This window comes from Nitrospirota bacterium (assembly GCA_030645475.1).
Classification (GTDB): Bacteria; Nitrospirota; Nitrospiria; order Nitrospirales; family Nitrospiraceae; genus Palsa-1315.
Window position 1 is genome coordinate 97153 of sequence record JAUSMA010000021.1, and the last position, 25977, is coordinate 123129.

Below are 25977 nucleotides of genomic sequence, written 5' to 3' on the forward strand. Positions count from 1 at the left end.
CATTTCCCAGGAAAGAACCGCCGCACACCCCGTCAAATATTCAATGCCGCACTCACGGAATCTCTCTCGCCACCAACGGTCCGAGCATGCTGGTGATCGGCATGGGGAGCATTCGCCACACGCGCATAGCCAATTGAAACTTTGGATTACCCACATTCAGCTGAGGCATCGGACGACCGTCCCGGACAATGTACTGCCAGTACAGCTGCGTGGGATACGTATTCCACTTTTTCTTGAACGTCTCCCCTCCCGAATCGACCGTCGACCGTCCAAGGTGGAATAGTTGATACCCTCGCTCGCACGAATCCTTAATCATCTCCCAATAGAGGACATAGCTCGATTCGAGCTGGCGATACTCCGGCCGCGTCCCCAACCACATTCCTTCGACCGTATGGCCAAAATACCCGTTGAAGGCGGCAGACACGGGGACGCCCTCATAGTCCACAACGAAAATCCTCGCTCGTTCGGGAAAGATCTTCATCACGCACTCGAAGAAACGCTTCTGATAGAGGGGAGTGCCGAGATTCTTCCAGCTCTCGCTCAGAATATCGTAGAACGTATCGAGCAACTCAGGTCCACCGCACCGGACAGTCAGACCTTGCTTGTAGGCCTGCCGGATATGCTTGCGATGGCCGGTCTTGAAGGCATCCCAGATTACGTCAGGATTGTTATCAAGCGTCACCGTGATACTGACCTTGTGTTCGGATGTCTGAAGGTCTCCGTCAAGCTTTCTCGTACTACGGATCTCGAGGTAGTCGACTCGGTGCTGATCGACGATCTTTCTTGCTTCATCGAGGAGCCGCAGTTCGACCCCTGGGTCGTCGGAGCAGGGCCCGCCATAATTCAGAAACGGAAGCGAACAGAGAATTTTCCCGAATACTCGGCCTTTCAAATAGACGAGGGGAAACACGCCACGAATCCGTCCCGCATCGACCGCTGCCAAATAAAATGTCTGATGTCCAAAACAAGACTCATTCACCGCTTTCCAGCCGAATAAATGATAGAACGACGCATGCTCCTGACTGCACACAAACTCGTCCCAAGCCTTTTCGTAACTCTCATCACACTGAATAATTTGCATCACGAATATCCCTCTCGGTCGCTCTAGGCCCTACGTTAGGTCGACTGGCAACGCTCTACAGCAGTCAGACATGACAGCAATCGACGGGCCGTACGTTCAGCAGCTGCGTGGGTCAAGTGGCCCCCATCGTTTGTATACTCCGGCACCAGCATCGGAACGGGATCGCCGTGATGGAGAAACCATGACGGTGTCCCGTCAGGAAACGTCGCTTCCATTTCGGCAAGATCGAACAGGCGTCCGGAACTCCCGTAGGCACCCCGGAGCATCTGATTATATGCATGGCGCCTGGCTTGGTCCCCCCGCTGGCGATTGACGCATCCAGCTTTCTCTCGCAACCAGTCCATGATCCCGCCCCCGATACATATGAGTGGCACCGTGACATGGAAAAAGACAATCTTGGGATATTTATCCCCGAGCAAATCCATCGTACTCTGATAATTCAAAAACAAGGTATCGATATCGGTATTGGCGGTAATATCCACGTAACAGAGCTTAAACAAGGCGACGTCCACACGCTCCCCCACCCCTGATTCAATCACCTGCGCAAAGGCCTGAAGTTTTGAGAACGGGTCGCGGTTCTGCCCTACTCGAAAATGGGCAAACACGGGTCGTCGTAGCGACTCTGCATCGTTGGCTTCAATCACCTCAAGATGGTTGCCAGTCAGCGTCGAAAGCGCCTTCATGATGTCCGCGCCAACCGATTGATGGCCGAAACAAATTCTCATCCGTGCGAGCCCATCCCAAGAGGGCGCTAGGGATCGGTCGGACTTCAGCCCCATCTCCGGTATCACCTGCTATTCCAAATTGTGCAATTCGGTCGGCCGAATCAGAAAGATATCCTCAAGGGCGCGGGCTTTGGCGCAAACACTGTGATCATCGCCAAAGCCAGCCCTTCCCCTAACCGGCCATCGAGGCGAGAGCGAACGCTCGTGACATCTGCCCCCAAGAGTGCGGCTGCGGTGCACTCTGAAACAGAATTTTCAACGGCCCCAAACCTGAGAAGCACCGGCCTCAGTGATCAGGCCATGTCCCACAAAAAACCTAGGAGGGCGTTCCAACGTCGCCGACCGCTTCAATCAATAACGGCTCCATGTGTAGATATCGCGCAACGGCACGCTTCGCATCGATGTCGCGATAGACCCGATCAACCTGCGCAGCCGTCAACCCTGCCGCCACGGCCACGGTCTCTGCCGGAATCTGCCGGTCCTTTGCGTAGAGACAGAGATCCATCTTGTCGTAGGGCAGCGAGAAATAGAATTCCTCTTGGGACTGTGCCAATGAATAGGTGTCGGTTGTCGGGGGGCGGTTGAGAATTTCTTCTGGGACCCCAAGGAATCGAGCGATCTGATACACCTGCGACTTATATAAATGCGCGATGGGTTTGATATCTGCGGAGCCATCGCCATTTTTCACGAAAAATCCCTGATCGTATTCAAGCCGATTAGGCGTTCCTCCAACCGCATAGAGGAACCGGTCGGCGTAGTAGTACTCCATCATCTTTCTTGTCCGCTGCTTGAAATTCGTAGCCGCAACAAGCGCCAAAAATGCATCGGCCGTCAGCCGCACCTTCGTCTGCTTGCCCTCAGGGTCCTGGACCACCACGTACGAGATCCTGAACTCCGAACTATCGAGAGAGGAGAGCACCAGCTTGGATTTATACCCTGCATGGTATTGCGGGACGACAGCCTTGATTGCCTCGTCACGTCGCCGATAACATTCAGCCCCCTGTAGAATGCCGGAGATATCTTCCTTGAACGTTCGAATCCCAAGCTTTTTGGCCAGTAGCTGCCCTAAGCGCAGGCTATCGTCTGAAGAGTCCGATTCCGGCATGAATATTCCCACAACTCGATCGGCCCCCAAGGCATGAACCGAAAGGGCGGCGACAGCGCTGCTGTCGATGCCTCCGGAGAGTCCGACCACCACTCCTTTTCGCTTGAGCTGTTTGAACACGCCCTCCCGCATGAACACACCGATTCGGTCCGCCTCTTTGCTGACATCAAGCTTCAACTGATCCGCCGAGAATATCCCTGACTCTTTCTTCATCGTAACCCTCCCCCAACATTCCGTTGTCATCCAGTGCAGACACTTACCCACTTCAGCAGGTAACCGCGTCATGCCATTTCTAATCCCTCTCAAATCTCTTTCGGCACAGAGTCCCATGAAATGCTCGCGGCTCGTGCAACGGACACGAGCTAGGACGTAACAGGCGCCGATGATTGAACCGCGCGCAAGCTGATTTCGCGAAGATTCTGCCGCAACACCTTACCGGAAGGAGACTTGGGCAGCGCATCGACCACAATAATCGATTTGGGCCGTTTGTATTGCACTAACCCCTGAGCACAATGCGCGAGAAGCTCTTGGTCGGTCGCACAGCCTGCGGGTTTCAGTGTCACGACCGCGCAAATTTTCTGCCCTAAAATCGGATCGTCGACGCCGACCACTCCGGCCTCGTGAACTTGAGGATGCTGCAAGAGCACTTCTTCAATCTCCACAGGACTGATCCGATAGGCACCGGACTTGATCATCTCGCTATTGCGGCCTTCGATCGTCAGATAGCCATCCTCGTCTAATCGTCCCAGATCACCTGTGCGAAGCCATCCATCTCGGAGCGCATCAGCCGTGGTATGAGGATCTTGCCAATACCCTTGCATGATGTTATCCCCCGAAGCATACACTTCACCGACTTCTCCGACACGTGCCTCCGCGCCTCCCTCTTTGACGATCTTTAGAGTCACACCGGGAATTGCGCGGCCGGCTGATCCCTTTTTCACATCCAACAGGTCGGGAGGGAGATAGGTCAACCGTGCAGATGCTTCAGTTTGGCCATACATGATAAACAAACGCGCCCCCGAAAACACCGATCGTACGCGAATCAACAGTTCTGACGGCATTGGACCGCCCGCGTGCGTCAAATACCGAAGTGCAGGGAACGAATATGATTTCAGACTCGAGTGGTTGAGCATGATGGCATAGGTGGTGCCCACACCGGAAAACCCGGTGACTTTCTCCCGCATCATACTTTCCAGAATGACGTGAGGATAGAGAAAGCTGTTTTCGATCACGAGCGTTCCACCGACAAAGAGGTGCGTGAGCATGACTGAATTGCCATAGGCATACATGAATGGAAGAACGGCCATCGCCGAGTCGTCCGACGTAAGTTGCAGATACTCAAGAATCGACTTCGTATTGGCCATCAAATTCCGGTGCGTTAGCATCACGCCCTTCGGCTGGCCTGTCGACCCGGATGTATAAATAATTTGTGCGAGGTCCGCCGGACTCTTGATGGTCGACTCTCCGTGACGACAGGCAATGACCTGGTCGTCCTTCACAATAAATCGCAGGCCGACCGAATTCACATCGTCAATGGTCCAATGCTTGACTGCCGAAGAGGCGATCAGCCCTGTTGCACCAACATGGCGAATAATACGAGCGACCTCTGCGACCGGAACCTGGGGATGGATCGCTACCACAACACCACCGGCCTGAAGCACAGCAAGATATGCGGCGATATAGTCAGGCGAATTCTCCATCCAGAGGATCGCCCGATCTCCTTCTATAAATCCGCCGTCGCTCAACCGGCTCTTCACCGTCGCGACAAGATCTCGCAATCCGCCATAGGTCCATTGTCGGCCCTTATAAACAACGGCGACCTTGTGAGGCCAGGAATCCATCGTTTGAGCAATAACAGTCTCTACGCGCATACCCTCCCCATGCTATTCAACAGACTAAGTTGCAGAGGCCAAAATGAACCAGCGATACCATCTTCCGCTCTTGCGTGGCCTATTGGGAGCGAGCGACGACGCTTCGACGCGCATTTATGCTATAGGCATCAATTGGGGTACGATCCCCACCATCTTCGAGACTCTTCAAGCCTGCAATCAGCGCTCGATGTGCAGGAAGTCGGCCAGAGCCAATGCGAAGAAAGCCCTCGACTCGCATGACGATTATTTCCGCTTCTTCTCTACGTAGCGAGTAATGGCATTGATTGAATCTAGATTCGCCGGAATGAGGTCTTCGTCTTCAACCTTGACTTGAAATTGCTCTTCCAAGAAGGAGACCAACTCCAAGACCCCCGTCGAATCGATAATACCGGACTCTAGGAATGAGGCATCGCCGCTCAGCGCCACCTCTGTCCGTCCAAACAGCAATTTGTCAAGAATATACTTTCGCAGCTCTGTCTCAATCGATGACATGTCACACACTCCTTGGAAAGTTCTTAATAAACCGGTCTATGACCACCTGAGTCGAGAGGACTCCAACCAACGCCATATTATCCTTCATGCTTACAATCTGACCCTGCCTTGCCTTCTCCAATAGCTTTCCAACCGCCCCTGCATCAAACACACCTCCCTCCTGAATGGCGCGAGGAGCAAGCAGCTCTTCGACATACTCAAAGAGCTTGCCCTCCTTCCCGTCGGCAAGAAAACTCTGGCTATCAGGCGCACGGTACGGCTGCTTATGTCTGTTTCTGATCGAACGTGGAATCATGTCTCCGATGGCTGCCTTCAACAGATATTTCTCGTTCAAAACTTTCATCTTGAGCTGCGGAGAAAGTCTCGACGCAAATTCCACGACCCGGTAGTCAAGGAAGGGGAACCGGCCTTCAATGGAATGGGCCATCGCCATCCGATCTCCTTGAGAAGAGAGAATATACCCCGGAAGGAGATGGGCCGCTTCCAGATATTGCGATTGCGAAAAATGATCCCACTGCCCATATCGGCTTGGCAACAAACCTTCAATCGTATGCATCGCATTACAGCTCTTGAGGCTGTCCGCTGTTGCCTTGGAATAGAAAACTTTGAGCTTCGAGGTCATGTCCCAACGAGGCAAGTGAGAAAAAAACGGGCTCTCGACGTCTTCTTTTCTCACATGGAAGAATGCGCGCAGATAGGCGTCGGACTGGGACTGGATATTTTTCATATAGGGATAGAGGCGCCTCAGAAGCATCGGCCGAAACTTTGAGTCCGGGTATTTCGCCCAGAATCGCCGGATCTTCGCTTCCTTGAAAATGTCGTACCCTCCCAGGATTTCATCTGAGCCCTCTCCTGTGAGCACAACTTTATACCCCTGCTCTCGCACCAGCTTAGATAACAGAAATAGAGGGGCGGGAGCCGTCCGCAGGACAGGTTTCTCGGTATGCCAAATCACTTCTGGAAATACTCGACCGATATCCTGGGATGAACAGAGAACGCCTTGGTGATCTGTCCCGAGAAACTGGCTCGCCTCGTTTTGAAAACTACTTTCGTCAAACTCTTTATCTTCAAATGCGATGGAGAATGTTTTTAGATGCGTCGTCCCAAGCTTCTTCACCAGTGCGGCGATCACCGTTGAATCAAGCCCACCGCTCAGATAGGCGCCGACAGGCACATCCGCCCGTAAACGAATCCGAACAGCGTCGAGAAGCAGCTCAAACAGACCCTCTCTCGCTTCTTCTTCCTGCATCAACTCTTTCGAAGGATTGTAGTCGAGGGTCCAATACGGTTTGATCTGAAGATCGCCATGCTCAAGAATTATTGAATGTCCGGGAGGAAGCTCTGACACCCCTTCGAAAATTGTTCGAGGCGGGAGGGTTACCCAAAAAGTGAACAATTCATCCAAGGCCTGCCGATCAATTGCTCGAGACACGGAGGGAACGACCAGCAAGGACTTGATTTCAGATCCAAACACAAACCCTTCAGGAGTCTGTGCATAGAAGAGCGGACGAACCCCCAACCGATCGCGCGAGAGAAATAACCGCTCGCGTCTGGAGTCCCAAATGGCAAAGGCCCACTGCCCATTCAGATCATGAACGCACTCTTCGCCCTTCTCTTCATACAGATGCACAATGACTTCTGTATCCGACTGCGTTTGGAACCGATGCCCCTTTTTGATGAGATCTTCGCGCAATTCGACATAATTGAAAATTTCACCGTTGAAGGTGATCCATACGGTCTTATCCTCGTTATGCATCGGCTGATGCCCACCGCCGACGTCAATAATGCTGAGCCTCGCGTGAGCGAGCCCCACGGGTCCAGACAGGTGGAATCCTGCCGCATCCGGCCCCCGATGATTCACCAAGCCGATCATCCGTTGGAGCAACGGCTTCTCAACGGCAGCGTTGGGGTACTTTACAATTCCTGCAATGCCACACATAGAGAGATCTCAGGTTTATCGGAAGGACAAATTCACCACGAGAACCCTACAGTCTTGCCTGCATTCTTCTTGGAACCAGCAATACCGCAGGAATGAGAGAAGCTGGATGAGCTGCCACATTCCCGGCACATAGACCAGGAACGATTCTTCAAAAACTTATGCCTTTCCCCCTTGGCTCTTGGCCACAAGCCCGTGGGCTTAAAGCCTGAAGATTTAGAAAGGAATGGGCTCTGGAACTCCGGTGAATTCCGGTAATACACACTTCCATCCAGGAGAACCAGGTGAACGCCCATCCCGGTTAATCTTACCTGAAAATTACAGATTGATAACTGAATTCAGATCTAGAACAATTCACATTTGGCAAGTCAGGATTGTCAATAAAAGCATGGCTCGTTGCTGTCCATTCATCTCCTGTTCGAACACTGCTTCTAGCCCAGAGAGTGGATCTTCTTGAATACGACACACCTCTCCACAGTGCCGCTGGAAGCCGTGAGATCGGCAACCCCATCCTGCAGTTGTTCACGGATGCCGTCAATAATATTGCGCTAAACAGTGGCCGGCGTATGCCAGAATGCAACAAGATTCCGCACACCTGTGGCATACATGACGAGGCGTGACCGCGAGAGACAGAACCTGACGAAGAGATAACCGGGGAATAACAGCGTTACAACCACCGCATCTTTCGTCTAACATGCTTCTTTTCTCTGATCCGTGGACAAAGAGCCTCTACTTCGGCCTATGAGAGATTTGAACTCCACTGCATATTCTTGATGCGGTTACATACGCACCATATGCCATGCGCCTGCACAGGCTCAACCATTGAGGGTCTTCTCCGCAAGGCAAGGGGCGCTACCAGCTGCCGCGAACCCAAGAACTCGTTCCCTGTCAGCGCAGGCCACACCAACTGTGTCAACGGCTTCTCGTATCGACGCGAATCTAAAGTCCTTCACCAATTGTTGCAATCGAGCTTCCGTTTTTCGAAGATTCAAGTAATGCCGAAACTTCGACACCAAAGACCCTTCCATCCTCGGCTGATCTGGATCAAGCTCCCACGGGTGGAAATACATGACGAGTGGCTGCCCATCCGTTGCAGCACGCGTGAGCAAATTATGCAAAATCTGATACGGATACAACCGAAAATACCCTCCGCCTGCGATCGGAAGACGAATTGGTCCCATTCGCAATGTCGAAGGAGGAACTTCCCATAGAGCACCAGCAGGGGTCTCTAAGAGATGGCACCAGGGGTTGGCTCCAGGCATCCCATAGCGGTCATGTTGGATGGGAAAGATACTTGAGTCATAGACATACCCTTCCTCAACCAGTATAGGCAACGCCCACTTCGTTTCCGGTGTAATGGTAAAAGACGGGGCCCGGTAGCCGTGGACCGGCCCACCAATAATATTCTCGAGAATGTCTTTGCTGTTTCGGACATCTTCCCGAAATAGCCCCGGCGTCTGGGAGGTAATCAACTCATGTCCGAAACCATGTGAGGCTATCTCATGGCCATAACTCGCGATGGTCCTCACAAGCTCAGGATGTTTTTGGGCAACCCATCCAAGCACAAAAAATGTTGCATGAATCCCCTGAGCCGAGAGGATTGAGAGAATTTTCTCGACATTCCGCTCCACCCGGCTCTCATAGCTGTCCCACTGACGTCTCCTCATCGTCGACCAAAAGGCAGCGACTTGGAAATGCTCTTCTACATCAAATGAGAGCGCATGTACCCGACTTGCTTGCGGCTTCATTGTTCCTAACGGGCCCCTTCCCCAAGCAGAACAACTCTGGCCGTTTCAGTCAGTATTCGAAAATCCAAGGCTAGGGTCATGTTCTTCACATAGTACAAATCGTATTGAAGCTTGGTATGTGCATCCTCAGCAGTCGATCCATAGCGAAATTGTGTCTGTGCCCATCCCGTCACCCCAGGTCGAACCGTGTGCCGAATATCGTAGTAGGGGATTTTCTTCCTGAGTTCATCGACAAACACCGGCCGCTCAGGACGTGGGCCAACCAAGCTCATCTCTCCCCTTAACACGTTATAGAGCTGTGGCAGCTCATCGATCCTCAGCTTCCTGAGTATACGTCCAACACGAGATATTCGAGGGTCCTGTTTTTCCGCCCATCGAGGTCCACTCTTTTCTGCGTCGCTATACATCGAGCGAAATTTCCAAATCATATATGGCTGACCGCGCAGCCCGACACGCATCTGCCTATAAAAAACAGGGCCAGGCGAATCCATTTTGATAAGAAGGCCAATCAAAACACACAGTGGCAGCAGTAGCACCATGCCAATGGCCGAGAGCATCACCTCTACAGCCCTCTTCAACCCCATTGTTAAGACTCGCCGCTGAAATCCTGTTGAGAAGATGAGCGCACTCGGTCGAAGCTGGTCGATTGATAGACGCCCTGACTCCTCCTCATACATTTGATGCCCGTCAATCACCTTGATACCGATGGTTTTGCAATCGAGCAGGGCTTGAACAGGAAGAACCGACCGTCGATCTTCTACGCACACCGCAATAGTATGAACCTGAAATTTCTCAACTACCTCACAGAGGTTCTCATACGTACCAATGATCTGAGGACTCCCTAAGTGAGAACTTGTTTGCGACGGCTCTCGATCAATGAATCCGACCACTTCCATAGTCATGCGGCGCTTTGTCACAAGGATATGATACACTTCGGATGCGAGCTGGCCACAACCAAGGATAACCACGCGTCGCTTAAGGCTGTATGGCCTTCGCTTAGGACCAGGCATCTCCCTCAAACTAGGAATGATCACAGCAGCAACTTTCTCCATCTCTACTTTCCCTCGACATACCGACTGCCAACTTGATCATCGTAATGGCATTGGTAGGATGGGATGCTCATCGATTCAATCCCGGCAAGTATAATCCCAACCTGGCATTGAGGACGCAGAGCTTTCAGCGCCTTCTCCACCACATCACGACTCGTTTTACCCGCTAGAATCACAAACACCATCACATCAGCCATGCGTGAAAGGAAGTTGAGATCTGCCAATGGGAACACGGGCGGAGCATCAAGAATAATTTGATCAAACCGAGGGCGTATCTCATCGAGCAATTGCTCGAGCTGACGAACCTTCGATAACTCGATGACTTTTTCACTCCGAGTCCCTGCGGGCAACACCCAGAGCGGAATGTCTCCCATCTTATGAAGACATTCGTCAATAGTGTGGGTACCAGCCCAATAGTCAGCTAAACCCGGCCCAGAAGGCATTGCTAAATACTTGCTCACCGCAGGTCGTTTAAGGTCACAGTCAATGATAAGCGTCCGCTTATCCAAGCCCTGCGCAAAAATATGCCCAAGATTTATGGCTGTGGAGCTCTTGCCTTCTCCCATTACAGAACTGGTAATTAAGGCGACTGACTGTTTCTGCCCCGTTGACATCAGTGCCAACCGTGTTGCCGCGACCCGATATTGTTCCGCGATCATAGAGTTTGGCCACCACTTGGAAATGAGATTCCATGAGGCCTCTTCCTGAGCGGGAACACCTTTTGTTAATGCGGTCGAGGAAGATCCATTTCGAACTTCCTTCCCATAGGAAAGCAGGGGAGTTTTTTTATTTCTCTCAGATTGGGAGATCGGCCCAGAAAGTGTGGGAGAAACCGGCATGCTCCACTTGGCACCTGGCAATGTGCTAAAGGATGGAATCCCCGCGAGTATGGGGAGGCCCAATAGACTTTCCGCTTCCTCCGGTCGTCTAAATGATGGTCGCAGCACCTCAACTCCAAACGCAGATCCAAAACCAACCCCAAACCCAACAACCAACCCGCCGAGAAGGATAAGCAGGGGATTGGGTGATTCAGGAGTGGCAGGGAGATTGGCGGGATCAAGGATACGAAACTGTTCTCCCTTTTGGCGTTTTTCCAAGTTCTCTGCAAGCCGAGCGTTCAATCTCTTGTCGAGCAACGATTGATAATTCTTTTGCATATTGTCATAGTCACGAATCAAGATCATGAGCTCTTGCTCTCGAGCAGGCACCCGTTCCACCCGGCCTTCATACTGCTTGACCTGCTCGACTAAACGGCGGAGCCGTTCCTTCAGAACCTCCAGTTCATTTTTCGCTTCATCTCGCTGCCGCATCTGGTCTCGAAGCATCGGATCTATCAACTTGGCCGACCCAGCCTTAACTTCGTCCTTCGAGACTCCATACTTAGTGGCCAATTGGTCCTTTACCGCCTCAATTTCTTGACGGGTCTGCACGATATCCGGATAGGTCTCACGATACTCGGCCGAAAGCGAAGTGAGAGCACGTTCCAACTCCGCGAGTCGTGCGATGAGCGGATCGCCACCTCGCCCCTGAGTTGAAGATGCCGCCTCCGTCGCCCCCTGAGTTCTCGCACTACTAGCTGACTCGTTGACTTGCTTTTCGAGAATCGTGATCCGATTGATAGCAGTTTGAATATTTTCACGCGTCGAGTTCACGTCCATTTGGAGCCGGTCTAAGCTTCTGAGATTCGCCTCCATTTGTTGAGGCAATTCACCCATATACTTGCTCTTAAAATCACTGATCAGCCGCTCCTGATCTTCAAGTTTAGCTTCCGCTAGATGCAACTCCTGCTCAAGAAAACCCGAAGCCCCCTCAAGCATTTGCTCGCGAATCTTTACGTTTTGCTCAATGAATTGCGAGGCAAGCCTCTCCGTTACTCTCATCGCAATATTCGGATCTTCGTGAGCAAACGATATAGAAAACGCCTCTATGGTGTTTTTCCCCTTCAGGTGTCCGGTCTCAGCCGTAATCACTCTTGTACTTTTTCGCATACCGCTTACTACGGACTCCCGTTGCTCGGGAGACGCATCGGGCTGGAACAAGTTAAACTCTTGCGCAATCTGACTTAATAACGATCGACTCAGAACAACTTGCTGAATGGAATTCATGCGTCCTTCAAGAGTACCCTCGACCCCAGACTTCACATAACTCTCAGGTATTTTCTGGCTCTCAACGAGAACCATCGTCGTCGAGCGGAAACTCTTGGGAAGGACAAAACAGAGGACTACGGCAATGACCATTGAAACTGTTGCAATCGAAGCAATCAGCCATTTCCTGCGACGGACTATCCCGAGGTAGTCTTGAAAGCCAAGTTCGGTCGACGAGTTCATCGTTAATTCCATTCTGCTGTAAGAGACAGCACGGCTGTCTGCCGACTCACCACCTGATTGACAGAATTTGCTGCGCCGAAGGTAAAGCGATCCCACGTAAGGGTCCCGCTCGCGATCAAACCCGGATAGAAAACGTAATTCACGAAGCTCCTTCCACCATAAGAATCGAACTGGAGGTTCCCACTCTCTGCCCCAAGAGTGCTACTACGCGCATAGTTTCCCTGAGCGCCTACGCTCCACTGGCTGGTAAGACTATGAAAAATGGACAGGGCCACACTATCGGATATCATGGCTGATCCAGTCTGAAAGAACGCAGGGAGAATGGATCTGGCATAGGACGTTACAGTGGTTATCATCGGAGTCCGCCATTCCAAGCTTGCCAGCATCGTCCATTGAGGCGCTCCTGGAACGCTGGACAAAAGAGAAATGCCGGGAGAAACCGTCGCAGTCCACTCACGAGTTATCCATGATTTCCATGTTGCCATGGCTCCGTCGACAACCACACCGGAAGACGGGCCACCAGTATTAAGCTGGAATGACATCTGTTGATGCTGATAGGAACCCCCTAGCGTGTTCGAAGGGTTGATCTGATGGTCCAGCCCTGCCAGGAAAGTGTGAACGTCCGTATTGAACAGCCCGCCGACAGCGCCGGTAACTGCGCCTTGGGTATTGTAAAACCTGAGCATCTGATACGAGTAGGAAGCCTTAATCAGATCCGACGGAGTGAGCGCATACGTGCTCAGTAGATTAGTCACATTTGTAAGCGTATTGTTTCGATAAGCCTGAATTCCACTGATAAAGCTACTTTCCGTCACCTCCGGCGTAAGCCATGCCTGTGGCTTAGGAGTATAAATCACCGTATCACTTATGCTGAGTCCCAAGCCTCGGACTACTCTCCCTACAGCTTTATCCAATACCGCATTGAGAGATGCATTGGTCCCGACATAGTTCAGCCCAGGATTACGCGCATATACTTCGGAGGTAAGACCTCCGCGTAACGTTGTATCGACCATATCATTTCGATAGCTCATGCGAGCACCGGCAGCAATATTCGTCACAAAATCTTGCTGCTTATTGGTCGGGGTGAACAAGATATTATCATCGTATCGTTCAGCGACGGACACGTATGGAACAACCCCCTGCGGAACTCCCCCCGGAGGTGCACTCGAAAGTGCACCTATGGGTGTGGTCGCCGGCCTCAAAGCATCTTGTAACGTCCCTGACGCCTGTCCGCTTCCGTCACTTCGTGTTTGTGCCTGTAGGGTATTCGCCAATACCACAACAAAGAGCATGGCCAAGACCACGACCAACCAACGCGACAGGGCAACCATATGCACAAAAACTCTAGGGCACGACAATGGTATCCCCTGACAACAGCCTGAAATTGCCCACTTCACCTTTCCCCATTACCAGGTCGTCATAACGAACGGGAATACGCACTTGGCGCTCGTCCGCCGCCCCATGGCGGATGGTCCTCATCACTGCCATCCTATTTTTCGAGGCATATTGATTAAACCCTCCGGCCAGTGATACGGCCTGGAGGACGGTGGTATAGGACTTCAGCGAATACTTTCCTGGACGGACAAACTCTCCAACAACAAAAATAGAATAGCTGTTAATTTCCTTCACGCTGACGGACACGGACGGATTTTCTTTGTACTCAGAGAGTCGCTTGGATATTTTCTCGCTTACTCCTGATGCTGTCAGACCACTTGCCTGCACATCTCCAATCAGCGGGAGAGAAATCATTCCATCTGGCCGTACCACTACCGTCCGAGACAAATCCTGATTTCTCCAGACCGTCACCTCCACGACATCCTCAGGCCCAAGAAGAAAATCCTTTGGAAGAGGTCGACCAATTTCCTCCAACGCTTCCCGCGGGACCTCCGCGCATGCAGCCACAAGCATAAGCGCAATCCCCGCCATCACATACATGCAGAAAGTCTTTCTCGCAAAATCAAAGCACCCAACAGACAACATTCCGTTTCTCCCCTACGCATTCATGGTACGAGCACCATCGTTTCCGAGGGCACGACGATTTGGTCACCCGGTTTCAGCTCAATGTTTTGATTAGAACCTTCTCGTAAGACAATGTCATCATAACTTGCCTTTATCTTAATTTGGCCCGCACCATCCTTTGCAAAGCGAAATACGACGATCTTATTTCTCGCTGCTGTAGACGTAAAACCTCCGGCAACTGTGACTGCCTGCAGCAAGGTGGTCTTGCTCTTCAGAGGAAACTTACCCGGGTGTGCCACTTCTCCGAGAACATAAATCGCATAGCTATTTACTTCTTTCACAAGGATGGTTACTTGCGGGTTCTCCTTGTATTCCTTCAACTTCCCAGAAATTTCATCAGCTAATTGGACTGTCGTTTTCCCAACTGCGGATACATCGCCGATAAGCGGAAGAGAAATTCTTCCGTCAGGACGTACAGTCACGGTTTTTGAAAGATCGACATTTCGCCATACCGTAATTTCCAATACGTCTTCCGGTCCAAGAATATAGTCTGTCGTCACGATAAGAGACGATTTCTCCTGTGCCGACTCGTGGAGCGGGCTCACTGTGGACGGTTTCGATTGTGCCCATGCCATTGGCGCAGTCATCGCTACTATAATGCCCGTGATCGCAAAAATACGTATCATCATGCTCATGGCAACCCTCATGTGATGAACCGACTCAATCATACCTTTTCGCGCATAAGGTGCAAGAAACTCCCCTAACAAACACACATCGGAAACTCGGACTTAGAACATGAACTTGAGACCGACGAAATAGGGACCCACGCCACTATTTTGGCCAAACGGTAATTTCCTCGTCCACCGCACCTCCGCGAGGGTCGGAGTCTCTGCCGCAGTGATCGGTGTCGGCACATAGACCTTCATCACCTGTTCGATCGCTGGGGCTTGATCCATCAAAATCAGCATGCCTCCGCTGCTAATATTGACCGACAGCGCTTTCCCCCTGTGAGCAACCGCCAATGGATCGTTCACCGGAGCAGTCATCTCGTAGGGGATGGGACGCAAGAGCGCCGCTCGTTCGTGATGTTTCTGAAAATCTGTCGCGATTGGCCATTCCCACTCGTTCTGTCCCACAGTATCCCCCCTACGAGATTAATTGATTCAAAAAATCTCACACCAACACTCAATCAGATTCCTCGAAAAAAGAGCCTTGCTCATCTTGCTCTTTCTACTGAACAACGCCAGATACCCTCACGGTTTATCCGAACGCCTTAACTCTGTAGGGAGAGTATAGGAAGGCATCGAGTGAGGGACAATACCGACGATGTAGGACTCGCCTCTCAAAAGGTGGGTGTTGACTCCCCCTAAAGGGTTAGGTACTATTTCCATTCTAAACTTACGTTCTTGATGTCTGTGTGCTACCTTAACAGAAAGCATTGGATTGTCTAGCATTGTTCTTGAAATAACCGCGAAAGCATCCCTCCTCCATGAGTGATTCCTCACTGCCCGTAGACCCGACAGACACTCTTGCCGATCAACGGGCAGGCGCAGGGATTGTTGTCCTCTCTGCGTCTATGCAACTCCTCCATATGAATCGGCAAGCCTCGGAATTGTCAAAACAGATCAATGCAGCTGAACATGGTGGAGGGAGCCTGAAGTCTGCCCATGGAGTCTTGCCTACGGCACTGACAGAACTCTGCGGGGAAATTATCAAGGCCCTCCATGTTCGTACCGAGGCAAAGGACTGGGAACAATTCGAGATCAAACGTGTTGCAGGTAATCCTGAGCAACCAATTCTGTTGCGGGGATTTGGCCTCCCGGATCGAGGTGGGGTCCAATATGCGAGACTCGTGGTCACCTTAGAGGAGCTAGCAAGGCGGCAACAGCTCAATACCGATCAGGCCAAGGAAAAGTTTCAATTGACCAATCGCGAGCAATCTGTCATTGAGCACCTGGCAAAGGGCTGGACCAATAAAGAAATCGCGAACGCGCTTCAGATTACTGAGCAGACAGTGAAAGAACACATCAAACACATCATGAGAAAAACGAACTCCACGACTAGGACAGGCATCCTCGTTCATATCTTCAATTCGTAATCTGCCACAGTGACCTGCAACTAAAATCACACAGTGCGCTATCTTCAACACATACTAACGTTTCACGAATCACATTTTTATAAATAAAATCAATAACTTGCAGTGAACGTCCTTGGCCTATCGATTGCATTGTTCCTATAGCGTGAAACGTTGAAAGCAGCGGAATAGATTAGGACAACCACCAGGGGTAGCATGAAAACGATTCAGCTAATACTCGCAAGCCTCTTAATCGTAATAGCCGGCTGTCAGACTGGCCAACCGGTAAAAGCTTCCGTCATCGATAACGGAAGCTTCATGAGCCTCTGGGGCACCTACTCCCGCTGCCAAAACAGTACCGGCATCGACCAATTGAGGGAGGATGCGCTCGCGTTAACAAGCGCGGCGAACCACTCGCTGGCTCAAGAGTCTTTCGTTCTTCCCCTGCCGGGGAAGCTTGAGAAGTTCGTCTCTGCTCCTGCGGCCAGATTTGCGGTAGATGTAAAAGCAATGGCTGCAGCCTGTTCTTTACGGGCTGGCTCTGCCGCCGTGGAAGCAGGAAAACTTGATGTCGCCAAAGACCTTCTCAGGAACGTCCTGAACTACCAGCCACAAGCCGAGTACGCCTACTACACCCTACAGGCGAAGATCCTGCTTTCTGAGCTTGAGACGAACCTCGTTGAGGTTACACTCAACCTTCCCTAATCGGCTCATTCGCTGCCCCAACTATTTCCCCCTACGCCCCCGTGCGTCAGCCCTATCTGACCAACGACACAAACAGGCGATCGTAGGCATTCGCCGAGCGAGCCCAGGACACATCCGTACTCATCCCTACCTCAACTAATTGCTCCCACATCGATCGGTCCTGATATATCGCCACAGCTCGACTCAATACTGACAGAAGAGCGCTTGCCGTATCCTCTTCAACGTGGAACCCTGTTGCATGCCCAGCCTGCTGAGCCCGGAGAGTCAATGGCACAACCGTATCTGCCAACCCACCCGTCTTTCTCACAACGGGAACAGTTCCGTAACGAAGGCTATAGAGCTGACTCAATCCGCAAGGCTCATAGCGTGAAGGCATCACAAATACATCTGCCCCACCTTCGATGCGATGCGCAAGACCTTCGTCAAAGCCAAGACGAAGTCCCATGCGATGTGGATAGCGCGCCTGAAGCGCCTGAAATGTAGCTTCGAGCTCTGGCTCACCGGTTCCCAAGATCACCAATTGCAAATCCATAGCCATTAATTGTGGAATTATGGCCGCCACAAGATCTAGCCCCTTCTGCGACGTCAGCCGTGCAATCACGCCAAGCAGCGGAATCGATGTTTTAGGAAAATGGAACTCTTGTTGGAGCGCCTTCTTACAGAGCAGTTTCCCCGAGCGATCGGTCACTGCGTAATTTGCTGGAAGATAGGGATCAGTTTCCGGGTTCCATCGATCGATGTCGATCCCGTTCAAAATGCCCAGAAGTTGGTCCGCACGGTTGCGCAATACACCCTCTAGCCCAAAGCCACATTCGGGCGTGAGAATTTCTCGCGCATAGGTCGGGCTGACCGTCGTCACATAATCGGCAAAGACGATTCCCCCCTTGAGCAAATTCATAGAACCGTAGTACTCAAGCCCCGCAGGCGTAAACAGCGACTGCGGTAGCCCGGTTTTCTCGAATTTCACTCCAGGGAACACCCCTTGATACCCTACATTGTGGAGCGTCAGTACAGTGCGCACACCCTGAACCTCCGGCCGGTCTTGGTCGATGGTCTTGAGGTAGACCGCACACAACGCCGATTGCCAATCATGCAGATGGAGGAGATGGGTCTTCCATTGGTTCACAATGTGTTGATATGCGATCACCTCAATCGTTGCGCGGCAGAAAAATGCAAACCGGTCGAGATTATCCTGATAATCGGCGCCTCGATCTCCGTATAACCCGGGCCGATCAAAGAAGGCCTCGTTCCGGACTGTCCATACGCGGACGTGGCGGCCATCGCCGCCGACAGAAATGACATCTTCCTCGATCAGCGTGTCGACAGGCCCTTGAGGAGTCGGCACTTGGAGACGACAGACAGGACGGAAGGATCGCCCTGACTCACTCAGGCAACGATAGCGGGGAAGCAGAAGGATGACATCATGGCCAAGCTTTGCCAGTTCAAGAGGCAACGCGCCAGCGACATCAGCAAGCCCGCCGGTCTTGGCATAGGGAATCGCTTCGGAAGAAACCATGAGGAGATTCAAAGGATACTTGGTCACGGAAGGCCTACAAGACACAGACATTATGGAGCAGTTGGCACTTCAATCCTGGAGCGAAACTTGTCTTCATGCTGCCAGCTATGACCCAAGGCATGGAGCTGCGCCGCGGTCAGCGCTTCGCGATAGACAAGCCGTTCTTCAAAAAACACCACCAGCCACCCGCGATCGGGATAGGCTAGAAACAACGCATCGCCGGCTTCGATATGAACCTCCCACCCTCGTGGCGGTTCTCCGCTCGCCAATCTCGACCGTGGCATCAGCGAATCATCTTTCATACCGAAGAACTGCATGAACTCAGCATGCTGATACGGCGGCGCGCCCCATGCCACGACAAACGCGCGCGGGGTCAACTGATGGAGCACTAACTCATTATCTCTGACATGCCGCTCTTGCTCTTCCATCGACGGCATCCCGCTGCAACCAAGTACAGATCCAAGAGCGACCACCAGCAGCACCACAACCCATTTCGAGAGTCTCAAACCATTTAGGTCCAGGAACCGAGAAGCGCCACAAGAAGTGGCATTGATGCCAGTACAATCTCTCACAACAGACGCCGGCTCCTTGGTTCACTAGGCTTCACAGGCTGACAGATATCGCATTGGCAAAGCCGCCGAAGGAGGGCATAGGAGTAAATCCCTGTATCGTGGCCGTCGCTCCATGTAAATTGCAGCGCATACCGTCCGACCGGCTGCACATCCTGCAACATGATCACGATGGGAACATCGTCCGGCTGCAAACGTCGAACACCTGACCACTCATCGACACAGGCAGCACAGGGACATTGCTGGCGGAGATACCGAACTGGGTAGACGGCCTTGTGCCCGTCGCTCCATTCGATACCCAACACACCCTTCTCGACCCAGGCCATGTCTTTTGGTTCACAGAGGGTCTCTGTCATGCCAGCAAACTCCCTTTCACAACGAACCGGCGATTCATGTTCATGACGGATATGCCAAGAAATTCACGGGAGGCAGTTGCCTCCCTGCCACGACTGTAACATACCCTTCGACTGCTCGCTCCACCTCGTACCTGACTTGCCCTGCGGCCCTCAAGCGATCGACCACCGCGGGCGCGAGCCGCAATGCTTGATGCAGAAAGGCCAGGCTCCCTCGCGAAAGCGGTAAACAGCGGAAGGTCTGACGCGCAGCACAGGCCACACAAACCAGGCCTCCTGAGAGAGGCGAGAACTGAGGCTCTCCTATCAACCGGCCCTTGCCACAAGCCGCACAGTGATCGGTCTCAGGACGAAACCCGATAAGGCCTAGCAGACGAATCTGAAACAACAGCGCGGTCAACGCAGGATCCTGGCTCGTGACTAAGGCACGCAGCCCCTGCTCGAGCGTCTCGAAGAGCGGCAGATCAGGATCCCCGTCCGGTGTCACGGCACTGACCACATTGACCATCCTCGCGGCAGCGGTCATGAGCGTCAGGTCTTCTCGAAATCTCATGAACGGTTCCACGAGATCGACTTGAGAAATTCGAAAGAGAGAATCACCGGACTTTTCGAACAGGTTCAGATGGCAGATAGTGAGCGGCTCAAGCGATGCGCCGAGCCGACTCTTCATCCGGCGAGCCCCTCGCGCCACCCCACGAACCTTTCCCATCTCCTTGGTATAGAACGTCACGATACGATCCGCGTCGCCCCACTTCCGACTATTCAGCGTGATGGCCGCCGTCTTGATCAGCGGCATAGGGATGACGTCCGTTGAGGTAAAAAACCCGCCTGACGGCAAGACCGCATGGCCAGTCCCATTAGCGGAGGTGCTCCATAAACATCGTGGCCAGAGAGAGATAGATGGTAATGCCCGTGATGTCATTCGCTGTCGTCACAAAGGGTCCGGCCGCCACGGCAGGATCCACTCCCATGCGCTTCAGCAGAATGGGCATGAACGTCGCCATACTGGTCGAGACCATGAACGCGATAATCAATGATACGCCGACGACCATACCCAGAAATGCCTGATGCCAAATCCAGCCCACGATCGTCAGAATCACGCCGCACGCGAGTCCCATCAAGAGCCCGACCTTGATTTCTCTGATAAATACGGTGCGCACATCCGTCAGCGCGATCAGGCCTGTTGCCAATCCACGAATGATGAGGGTCGAAGACTGGAGTCCGACGTTTCCACCCATGGCGGCGATGACTGGAATAAAACTGACGATGGCCACCACTTCCTGAATCGTATACCGGAACTCCCACAGAATCGCCCCCGAGAACAGACTGCCGACCAGATTCGTAAAGAGCCACGGGAGCCGGTGTTTCGCCGACGCAATACTGGAAGACTTTGAGACCGAGTCCTCCTCGATCGCGCCGGCCATCTTCAGCATGTCTTCGGTCGCTTCTTCCCGGATCACGTCCACAACGTCGTCGACCGTGATAATACCGACCAATGTATTGTCTTTGTCGATAACCGGAATCGCGAGCAAGTTGTAACTCGCCACCTGGCGGGCGACTTCCTCCTGGTCCATGTCGACCGTCACACTGATCACGTCACGCGTGGCAATATTTTTCAGCGGCGTCGTGGGCGGAACCGTCAACAGCTGCCGCAGCGAGAGCACGCCGACCAAGCGCTCATCTTTGTCGGTCACGTAAATATAAAACACCATCTCCGCATCCGTCGCCAGCTGGAGACGTCGGATGGCATCTTGCGCCGTGGCCTCTTCCGGGAGTGCGAAGAACTCCGTCGTCATGATGCCGCCGGCCGTATCCTTCGGATACTTCAGCAGGTCGGCAACTTCGGTGGAGTCCTCCGTCCGCATGAGAGAAAGGATCTCGGTGGCTCGCTCTTCCGGCAACACACCGAGGATGTAGGCCACGTCGTCTGGACCGAGATCTTTGATCAGCCAGGCGATATCCGAGTGCAGGAGGTCCGCCAACACTTGATTGATGCTGTCGCTATCGAGTTCGCTCAGGACTTGGCCGCGCTTCGACTCGCCCCGCACCAGTTCAAAGACTTCCCGCTTTTCTTTGGGCGACGACAGATGCAGAATGACCTTGGCCACATCGGCTTGGTGCATCCGGCCCAGCATCTTCGCGAGATTAGTGATTGCACCACGCCGCAACAGCCGTTGCACCGACAGCAGCACGATGTCGGACTTGGTCCGACCCCGATCGGCCTGGTCACGCAACGCGTCGCGGAGGAGATCTTTATCCCCCGGACGAGAGCGCGGATCCACTGGGCTCGATTCTGGCACACGTTCCGTCGGCAACATCTCTACCCTGCTAGTAGCCTAATTCGGTGAGGGCATGCTCATCTTCTCGCCATGCCTCCCGCACTTTCACCCACACCTGCAGAAACACTTTCATCCCGAAGATTTGCTCCATCTCGCGTCGCGCATCCGTCCCAACCGACTTGAGCCGCTCTCCATGTTTCCCGATCAAGATCGCCTTATGAGACTCTCGCTCGACCAGCACCGTGACACTGATACGAGCCAGCTTCCCCTCCTCGACAAATTCGTCGACCTCTACGGCAACGGAATAGGGCACTTCTTCGTAAGTCTGATGCAGAATTTTCTCGCGAACGATTTCTGACGCCAGAGTCCTCATGGACTGATCGGTGACAGTCTCTACATCATAGGCCGCATCTCCTTCTGAAAGATGGGCCACGGTCACGGAGAGCAAACGATCGACATTGTCACCGGTTTCAGCCGATACCGGCACAACGTCCGTCCATGCATATAATCTAGCGTAGTTCTCCATCACCGGCAGCAGCTTGAGCTTATTGACCAGATCCACCTTGTTCAGCACCAAGATGACCGGGCGAGGACGCTTCCTGATCGCCCCCTTCACATGATCGATCACCAAGAGATCGCCGGGACCAGGCGAACTTGTCGTGTCCATCAACACATACAAGATATCGGCCTCCTCCAGCGTATCGACCGTGGTACGAACCATGCGACGATTGAGCAGATGTTGCGGCTTGTGCAAGCCCGGCGTATCGAGTAGCGCTATCTGCGCACCCGGCGCATGCACGACCCCAAGAATTCTGGTTCTCGTCGTTTGCGGCTTATCCGAGACAATCGCCACCTTCTGCTGAAGCAATTGATTCAGCAAGGTCGACTTGCCGACGTTCGGGCGTCCAATGATCGCGACTGTGCCAAACTTCATGGTGTTACGGGCGTGGCCGCTCCTGTGATGGTGATGGAACCAATTGATACACGGTTTCACCTTTACGAACGTAGCCGAGCTGCTCTCGCGCCAACTGTTCGATCTTCGAGGGATCGTGCTCCAGACGATCGATCTCTCCACGAAGCGTGCGGACCGTCCGCTGCAACTCCTGAAGGTCCGAGTCCAACTGCTGGGCATGCTCACGCATGGACAAATAGCGCGGCAGCCCCATGTCGCCAAATACCAGGGCAACCAGCAACAGCAAACAGGCGGCGCCTCCGACATAATGCGCGCCCGTCATCATACGACGTTGCCAATCGAGCCACTGTCGTCCCCGGTTCTGCTTAATAATCATCGTCGTATACTCAAACAGCACTACCGTCCCGGCACTGCCTCACGACCCCGATAGACAGCGTTGGAACCAAGCTCTTCCTCGATCCTGAGCAATTGATTGTACTTCGCAACACGATCCGTTCGGGACAACGATCCGGTCTTAATGAGCCCGCAATTAGTCGCGACCGCCACGTCCGCAATCGTCGTATCCTCTGTTTCTCCCGATCGATGCGAGATGATGGCCGTGTAGCCTGACCGCTTCGCCAGCTCAATCGCCTCCAACGTTTCCGTCAACGTGCCGATCTGGTTGAGCTTGATCAGAATAGAGTTCGCGATCCCTTCCTTGATCCCCCTGGCAAAGATTTCCACATTCGTGACGAAAATATCGTCCCCGACCAATTGGACCTTCTTGCCCAACTTCTCCGTCATCATCTTCCAGCCCTTCCAATCCAACTCGCTCAACCCATCTTCGATGGAAAGAATCGGATAACGGTCCACGAGTTTTCCGTAGTACAGGACCATCTCCTCGGAGGAGCGCTCAGGATTTTTTTCGGCTTCAAGGAAGTACCGCCCCTTCTCGTAGAGTTCACTGGCGGCACAGTCCAATGCGAGGGCGATGTCCCGTCCCGGTTTGTAGCCGGCCGCCTCGATGGCCTGCATGATCAGGCTGAGCGCCTCTTCATTCGATTGGAGGTCCGGCGCAAACCCGCCCTCGTCACCGACGGCCGTATTCAAGCCTTTTTTCTTCAGCAGCGACTTGAGTGTGTGAAATACCTCGGTCGCCATCCGGAACGCCTCGCTGAAACTCGGCGCTCCCACCGGCATGATCATGAACTCTTGCAGATCCAACCGATTGTCGGCATGAGCCCCGCCATTGATGATGTTCATGAGCGGCACCGGTAACACTCGCGCATTCGTCCCGCCCAGATACCGGTAGAGCGGTTGGCCTGTTTCAGCCGCCGCCGCCTTCGCCACGGCCAGCGATACGCCAAGAATCGCGTTGGCACCGAGCTTGCCCTTGGTTTTCGTGCCATCCAGATCGATCATCGCCTGGTCGATGCCGACTTGATCGAACGCTTCTTTTCCTAACAACTCCGGCGCAATCAGCTTGCTGATGTTGGCGACCGCCTTCGAGACGCCTTTCCCCATCCAGCGCTTCTTGTCGCCATCGCGCAGTTCGATAGCTTCTTTCTCGCCGGTCGAGGCTCCTGACGGCACCGCCGCCCGCCCACAGGCCCCGCTGTCCAGCGTGACCTCCGCCTCAATCGTCGGATTCCCTCGAGAATCCAAAATCTGCCGCCCCTTGATCTCTCGAATCGCGCTCATACTTTTCCTCTCAGGCTGCTGAAAAAGGCATCCAACTTCGTTCTCGTCTCGACAAAATCCTCAACGTACCCCGGAGGGTACGCCTCCGGTTTTCTCTCGCCTGCGGCCTCGTTGGCTGCCTTTTTGAGCAGCCTGGCCGACCACAGTCACACCCTTGTCCCCTCACCCCACCAACTTCTTTTTGAGCAGCTCGTTCACCTTCCCAGGATTCGCCTTGCCACCACTCGCCTTCATGACCTGACCGACGAGGAATCCCAGCACTTGCTGCTTCCCTTCTTTGAACTGCGTCACTTGCGCCGGATTCTTCGCGAGAACGTCGCCGATGATCTGGTCGAGCGCCCCTTCGTCGGATACTTGGATGAGCCCCTTCTCCTGAACGATCTGTTCCGGCGTCTTTCCACTGCTATAGACTTCGGGGAAAATCTCGCGTGCGACTTTCAAACTAATCGTCCCTTGCTCGACCAGCTGAAGCAAACTGACCAGCCGCTCAGGTGATACCGGCGAAGCGCTTGCATCGATGCCGGAGTTATTCAGTTCTCTGGTCAGCTCACCCATCACCCAATTGCTCACCGTCTTGGGCTGATTGAACAACTTCACCGAGGCATCAAAGTAGTCCGCCACCGCCTTCGTCGCGGTCAACAGGCCGGCGTCGTACTCGGACAGCGCAAACTCGCTGACAAATCGTTGCAGTCTCGCTGCAGGCAATTCGGTGACCTGCTTGCGACAACTCTCGATCCATTCTTTCTCGAGCTTGAGTGGCACCAGATCAGGATCGGGGAAGTAGCGATAGTCGTGCGCCTCTTCTTTCGAGCGCATGACTGCCGTCTCGCCGCGATCGAGATTCCAGAGCCTGGTCTCCTGATTGATTTTCCCGCCCTCATTCAGCACCTTCGTCTGGCGCTTGATCTCGTATTCAACGGCGTCTTTCACGAACTTGAAAGAATTGATATTCTTCAGTTCGACCTTCGTCCCGAATTCCTTCTGGCCCAATGGACGGAGCGAGAGGTTCGGCTCGCAGCGAAAGCTCCCTTCATCCATATTGCCGTCGCAGACTTCAAGATACATCAGCACATCGCGGAGGCCCCTTAAGTACGACACCACTTCATCGGCCGACCGCAAGTCCGGTTCCGTCACGATTTCCAGCAGCGGTGTCCCCGCGCGATTCAAATCGACGCGGCTCCCGTTCGAGCCGGCTACGTGGACACTTTTCCCCGCATCTTCTTCCAAATGGGCACGACGGATGCGGACCCGCCTTGAACCTTCACTCCCCGCAACCTCAATCCAGCCATGCTCGCAGATCGGCGCCTCGTATTGCGAAATCTGATAGCCCTTAGGCAAATCCGGATAGAAGTAGTTCTTGCGCGCGAAGAGATTGCTTGCCGCGATGGTACAATTCAATGCTAAGCCAGCACGGACCGCCATCTCGACCGCCGCCCGGTTAATCACTGGCAAGGTGCCGGGGAGCCCCAAACAGAGGGGACAGGTCTGGCTATTAGCCGTACGCCCGAACGTCGTCCCGCAGCCGCAAAACAGCTTAGACTTCGTCCGTAGCTGCGCATGCACTTCCACACCAATGACGACTTCGTATATCATCG

The 25977-nt window shown here is 53.2% G+C and carries 24 protein-coding genes; 2 read left to right on the top strand and 22 right to left on the bottom strand.

Features of this window, described 5'->3' with window-relative positions; genetic code table 11:
- Positions 1-52: 52 nt before the first annotated feature.
- From Q7U76_06390 to Q7U76_06450, 13 genes are all read right to left on the bottom strand, one after another.
- Positions 53-1081, bottom strand: coding sequence for a FemAB family PEP-CTERM system-associated protein (locus Q7U76_06390; GenBank protein ID MDO8356001.1), 1029 nt, complete (start codon positions 1079-1081; stop codon positions 53-55).
- A 35-nt stretch (positions 1082-1116) separates the two neighbouring features.
- On the bottom strand, positions 1117-1806 hold the full coding sequence (locus tag Q7U76_06395) for a hypothetical protein (protein MDO8356002.1): 690 nt from the start codon (positions 1804-1806) through the stop codon (positions 1117-1119).
- 316 nt (positions 1807-2122) lie between these two features.
- Entirely contained in the window at positions 2123-3124 is a 1002-nt protein-coding gene (gene nadE / locus Q7U76_06400) for an NAD(+) synthase (GenBank protein ID MDO8356003.1), read from the bottom strand.
- 149 nt (positions 3125-3273) lie between these two features.
- Positions 3274-4782: a class I adenylate-forming enzyme family protein gene (locus Q7U76_06405; protein ID MDO8356004.1), complete on the bottom strand. Its 1509-nt coding sequence runs from the start codon at positions 4780-4782 to the stop codon at positions 3274-3276.
- 243 nt (positions 4783-5025) lie between these two features.
- Positions 5026-5274, bottom strand: coding sequence for an acyl carrier protein (locus tag Q7U76_06410; GenBank protein MDO8356005.1), 249 nt, complete (start codon positions 5272-5274; stop codon positions 5026-5028).
- Between the two features lies 1 nt (position 5275).
- The gene (asnB, locus tag Q7U76_06415) at positions 5276-7213 is read right to left on the bottom strand and encodes an asparagine synthase (glutamine-hydrolyzing) (GenBank protein MDO8356006.1); all 1938 of its coding nucleotides are present in this window, start codon (positions 7211-7213) and stop codon (positions 5276-5278) included.
- An 812-nt stretch (positions 7214-8025) separates the two neighbouring features.
- Positions 8026-8958: a DUF3473 domain-containing protein gene (locus tag Q7U76_06420; protein ID MDO8356007.1), complete on the bottom strand. Its 933-nt coding sequence runs from the start codon at positions 8956-8958 to the stop codon at positions 8026-8028.
- A 5-nt stretch (positions 8959-8963) separates the two neighbouring features.
- Positions 8964-9968, bottom strand: coding sequence for a TIGR03013 family PEP-CTERM/XrtA system glycosyltransferase (locus Q7U76_06425; GenBank protein ID MDO8356008.1), 1005 nt, complete (start codon positions 9966-9968; stop codon positions 8964-8966).
- Positions 9969-10012: 44 nt separating this feature from the next.
- Positions 10013-12346 (bottom strand): Wzz/FepE/Etk N-terminal domain-containing protein, encoded by a 2334-nt coding sequence (locus Q7U76_06430; GenBank protein ID MDO8356009.1) that lies wholly within the window; start codon positions 12344-12346, stop codon positions 10013-10015.
- Complete coding sequence (locus Q7U76_06435; GenBank protein ID MDO8356010.1) at positions 12337-13458, bottom strand: hypothetical protein; 1122 nt, start codon at positions 13456-13458, stop codon at positions 12337-12339. The genes Q7U76_06430 and Q7U76_06435 overlap by 10 nt, the downstream gene beginning before the upstream one ends.
- A 220-nt stretch (positions 13459-13678) precedes the next feature.
- The gene (locus tag Q7U76_06440; protein ID MDO8356011.1) at positions 13679-14314 is read right to left on the bottom strand and encodes a polysaccharide biosynthesis/export family protein; all 636 of its coding nucleotides are present in this window, start codon (positions 14312-14314) and stop codon (positions 13679-13681) included.
- A 20-nt stretch (positions 14315-14334) separates the two neighbouring features.
- Positions 14335-14988, bottom strand: coding sequence for a polysaccharide biosynthesis/export family protein (locus Q7U76_06445; GenBank protein MDO8356012.1), 654 nt, complete (start codon positions 14986-14988; stop codon positions 14335-14337).
- A 93-nt stretch (positions 14989-15081) separates the two neighbouring features.
- Complete coding sequence (locus Q7U76_06450) at positions 15082-15429, bottom strand: PilZ domain-containing protein (GenBank protein MDO8356013.1); 348 nt, start codon at positions 15427-15429, stop codon at positions 15082-15084.
- 353 nt (positions 15430-15782) lie between these two features.
- Here Q7U76_06450 and Q7U76_06455 point away from each other — a divergent pair, with 353 nt between their 5' ends.
- Positions 15783-16391: a LuxR C-terminal-related transcriptional regulator gene (locus tag Q7U76_06455; GenBank protein ID MDO8356014.1), complete on the top strand. Its 609-nt coding sequence runs from the start codon at positions 15783-15785 to the stop codon at positions 16389-16391.
- Positions 16392-16583: 192 nt separating this feature from the next.
- Positions 16584-17072 (top strand): hypothetical protein, encoded by a 489-nt coding sequence (locus tag Q7U76_06460; protein ID MDO8356015.1) that lies wholly within the window; start codon positions 16584-16586, stop codon positions 17070-17072.
- 52 nt (positions 17073-17124) lie between these two features.
- On the opposite strand, the gene glgA is transcribed toward Q7U76_06460, so the two are convergent.
- The 9 genes from glgA to gatB all read right to left on the bottom strand — a co-directional run bounded on the left by glgA (position 17125) and on the right by gatB (position 25975).
- Positions 17125-18588: a glycogen synthase GlgA gene (gene glgA, locus Q7U76_06465; protein ID MDO8356016.1), complete on the bottom strand. Its 1464-nt coding sequence runs from the start codon at positions 18586-18588 to the stop codon at positions 17125-17127.
- Positions 18589-18638: 50 nt separating this feature from the next.
- A complete protein-coding gene (locus tag Q7U76_06470) occupies positions 18639-19160 on the bottom strand; it encodes a hypothetical protein (GenBank protein ID MDO8356017.1) in 522 nt (173 codons plus the stop codon).
- On the bottom strand, positions 19157-19513 hold the full coding sequence (locus Q7U76_06475; protein ID MDO8356018.1) for a DUF971 domain-containing protein: 357 nt from the start codon (positions 19511-19513) through the stop codon (positions 19157-19159). Before Q7U76_06475 ends, Q7U76_06470 begins: the two co-directional genes overlap by 4 nt.
- A gap of 40 nt (positions 19514-19553) precedes the next feature.
- Entirely contained in the window at positions 19554-20306 is a 753-nt protein-coding gene (gene recO, locus Q7U76_06480) for a DNA repair protein RecO (protein MDO8356019.1), read from the bottom strand.
- 61 nt (positions 20307-20367) lie between these two features.
- On the bottom strand, positions 20368-21792 hold the full coding sequence (gene mgtE, locus Q7U76_06485) for a magnesium transporter (protein MDO8356020.1): 1425 nt from the start codon (positions 21790-21792) through the stop codon (positions 20368-20370).
- A 46-nt stretch (positions 21793-21838) separates the two neighbouring features.
- A complete protein-coding gene (era, locus tag Q7U76_06490) occupies positions 21839-22723 on the bottom strand; it encodes a GTPase Era (GenBank protein ID MDO8356021.1) in 885 nt (294 codons plus the stop codon).
- 4 nt (positions 22724-22727) lie between these two features.
- A complete protein-coding gene (locus Q7U76_06495; GenBank protein ID MDO8356022.1) occupies positions 22728-23078 on the bottom strand; it encodes a septum formation initiator family protein in 351 nt (116 codons plus the stop codon).
- A 20-nt stretch (positions 23079-23098) separates the two neighbouring features.
- Complete coding sequence (gene eno / locus Q7U76_06500; GenBank protein MDO8356023.1) at positions 23099-24382, bottom strand: phosphopyruvate hydratase; 1284 nt, start codon at positions 24380-24382, stop codon at positions 23099-23101.
- Between the two features lie 162 nt (positions 24383-24544).
- Positions 24545-25975 carry an Asp-tRNA(Asn)/Glu-tRNA(Gln) amidotransferase subunit GatB gene (gene gatB / locus Q7U76_06505; GenBank protein MDO8356024.1) on the bottom strand — a complete coding sequence of 477 codons (1431 nt, stop codon included), beginning with the start codon at positions 25973-25975 and terminating at the stop codon, positions 24545-24547.
- Positions 25976-25977 lie beyond the last annotated feature (2 nt).

Excerpts from the sequence above, each read along its gene's own strand:
- Q7U76_06390 (MDO8356001.1), bottom strand. The coding sequence starts at position 1,081 with ATGCAAATTATTCAGTGTGATGAGAGTTACGAAAAGGCTTGGGACGAG.
- Q7U76_06395 (MDO8356002.1), bottom strand. The coding sequence starts at position 1,806 with ATGAGAATTTGTTTCGGCCATCAATCGGTTGGCGCGGACATCATGAAG.
- nadE (MDO8356003.1), bottom strand. The coding sequence starts at position 3,124 with ATGAAGAAAGAGTCAGGGATATTCTCGGCGGATCAGTTGAAGCTTGAT.
- Q7U76_06405 (MDO8356004.1), bottom strand. The coding sequence starts at position 4,782 with ATGCGCGTAGAGACTGTTATTGCTCAAACGATGGATTCCTGGCCTCAC.
- Q7U76_06410 (MDO8356005.1), bottom strand. The coding sequence starts at position 5,274 with ATGTCATCGATTGAGACAGAGCTGCGAAAGTATATTCTTGACAAATTG.
- asnB (MDO8356006.1), bottom strand. The coding sequence starts at position 7,213 with ATGTGTGGCATTGCAGGAATTGTAAAGTACCCCAACGCTGCCGTTGAG.
- Q7U76_06420 (MDO8356007.1), bottom strand. The coding sequence starts at position 8,958 with ATGAAGCCGCAAGCAAGTCGGGTACATGCGCTCTCATTTGATGTAGAA.
- Q7U76_06425 (MDO8356008.1), bottom strand. The coding sequence starts at position 9,968 with ATGCCTGGTCCTAAGCGAAGGCCATACAGCCTTAAGCGACGCGTGGTT.
- Q7U76_06430 (MDO8356009.1), bottom strand. The coding sequence starts at position 12,346 with ATGGAATTAACGATGAACTCGTCGACCGAACTTGGCTTTCAAGACTAC.
- Q7U76_06440 (MDO8356011.1), bottom strand. The coding sequence starts at position 14,314 with ATGTTGTCTGTTGGGTGCTTTGATTTTGCGAGAAAGACTTTCTGCATG.
- Q7U76_06445 (MDO8356012.1), bottom strand. The coding sequence starts at position 14,988 with ATGAGCATGATGATACGTATTTTTGCGATCACGGGCATTATAGTAGCG.
- Q7U76_06455 (MDO8356014.1), top strand. The coding sequence starts at position 15,783 with ATGAGTGATTCCTCACTGCCCGTAGACCCGACAGACACTCTTGCCGAT.
- Q7U76_06460 (MDO8356015.1), top strand. The coding sequence starts at position 16,584 with ATGAAAACGATTCAGCTAATACTCGCAAGCCTCTTAATCGTAATAGCC.
- glgA (MDO8356016.1), bottom strand. The coding sequence starts at position 18,588 with ATGGTTTCTTCCGAAGCGATTCCCTATGCCAAGACCGGCGGGCTTGCT.
- Q7U76_06475 (MDO8356018.1), bottom strand. The coding sequence starts at position 19,513 with ATGACAGAGACCCTCTGTGAACCAAAAGACATGGCCTGGGTCGAGAAG.
- recO (MDO8356019.1), bottom strand. The coding sequence starts at position 20,306 with ATGCCGCTGATCAAGACGGCGGCCATCACGCTGAATAGTCGGAAGTGG.
- era (MDO8356021.1), bottom strand. The coding sequence starts at position 22,723 with ATGAAGTTTGGCACAGTCGCGATCATTGGACGCCCGAACGTCGGCAAG.
- Q7U76_06495 (MDO8356022.1), bottom strand. The coding sequence starts at position 23,078 with ATGATTATTAAGCAGAACCGGGGACGACAGTGGCTCGATTGGCAACGT.
- eno (MDO8356023.1), bottom strand. The coding sequence starts at position 24,382 with ATGAGCGCGATTCGAGAGATCAAGGGGCGGCAGATTTTGGATTCTCGA.
- gatB (MDO8356024.1), bottom strand. The coding sequence starts at position 25,975 with ATGATATACGAAGTCGTCATTGGTGTGGAAGTGCATGCGCAGCTACGG.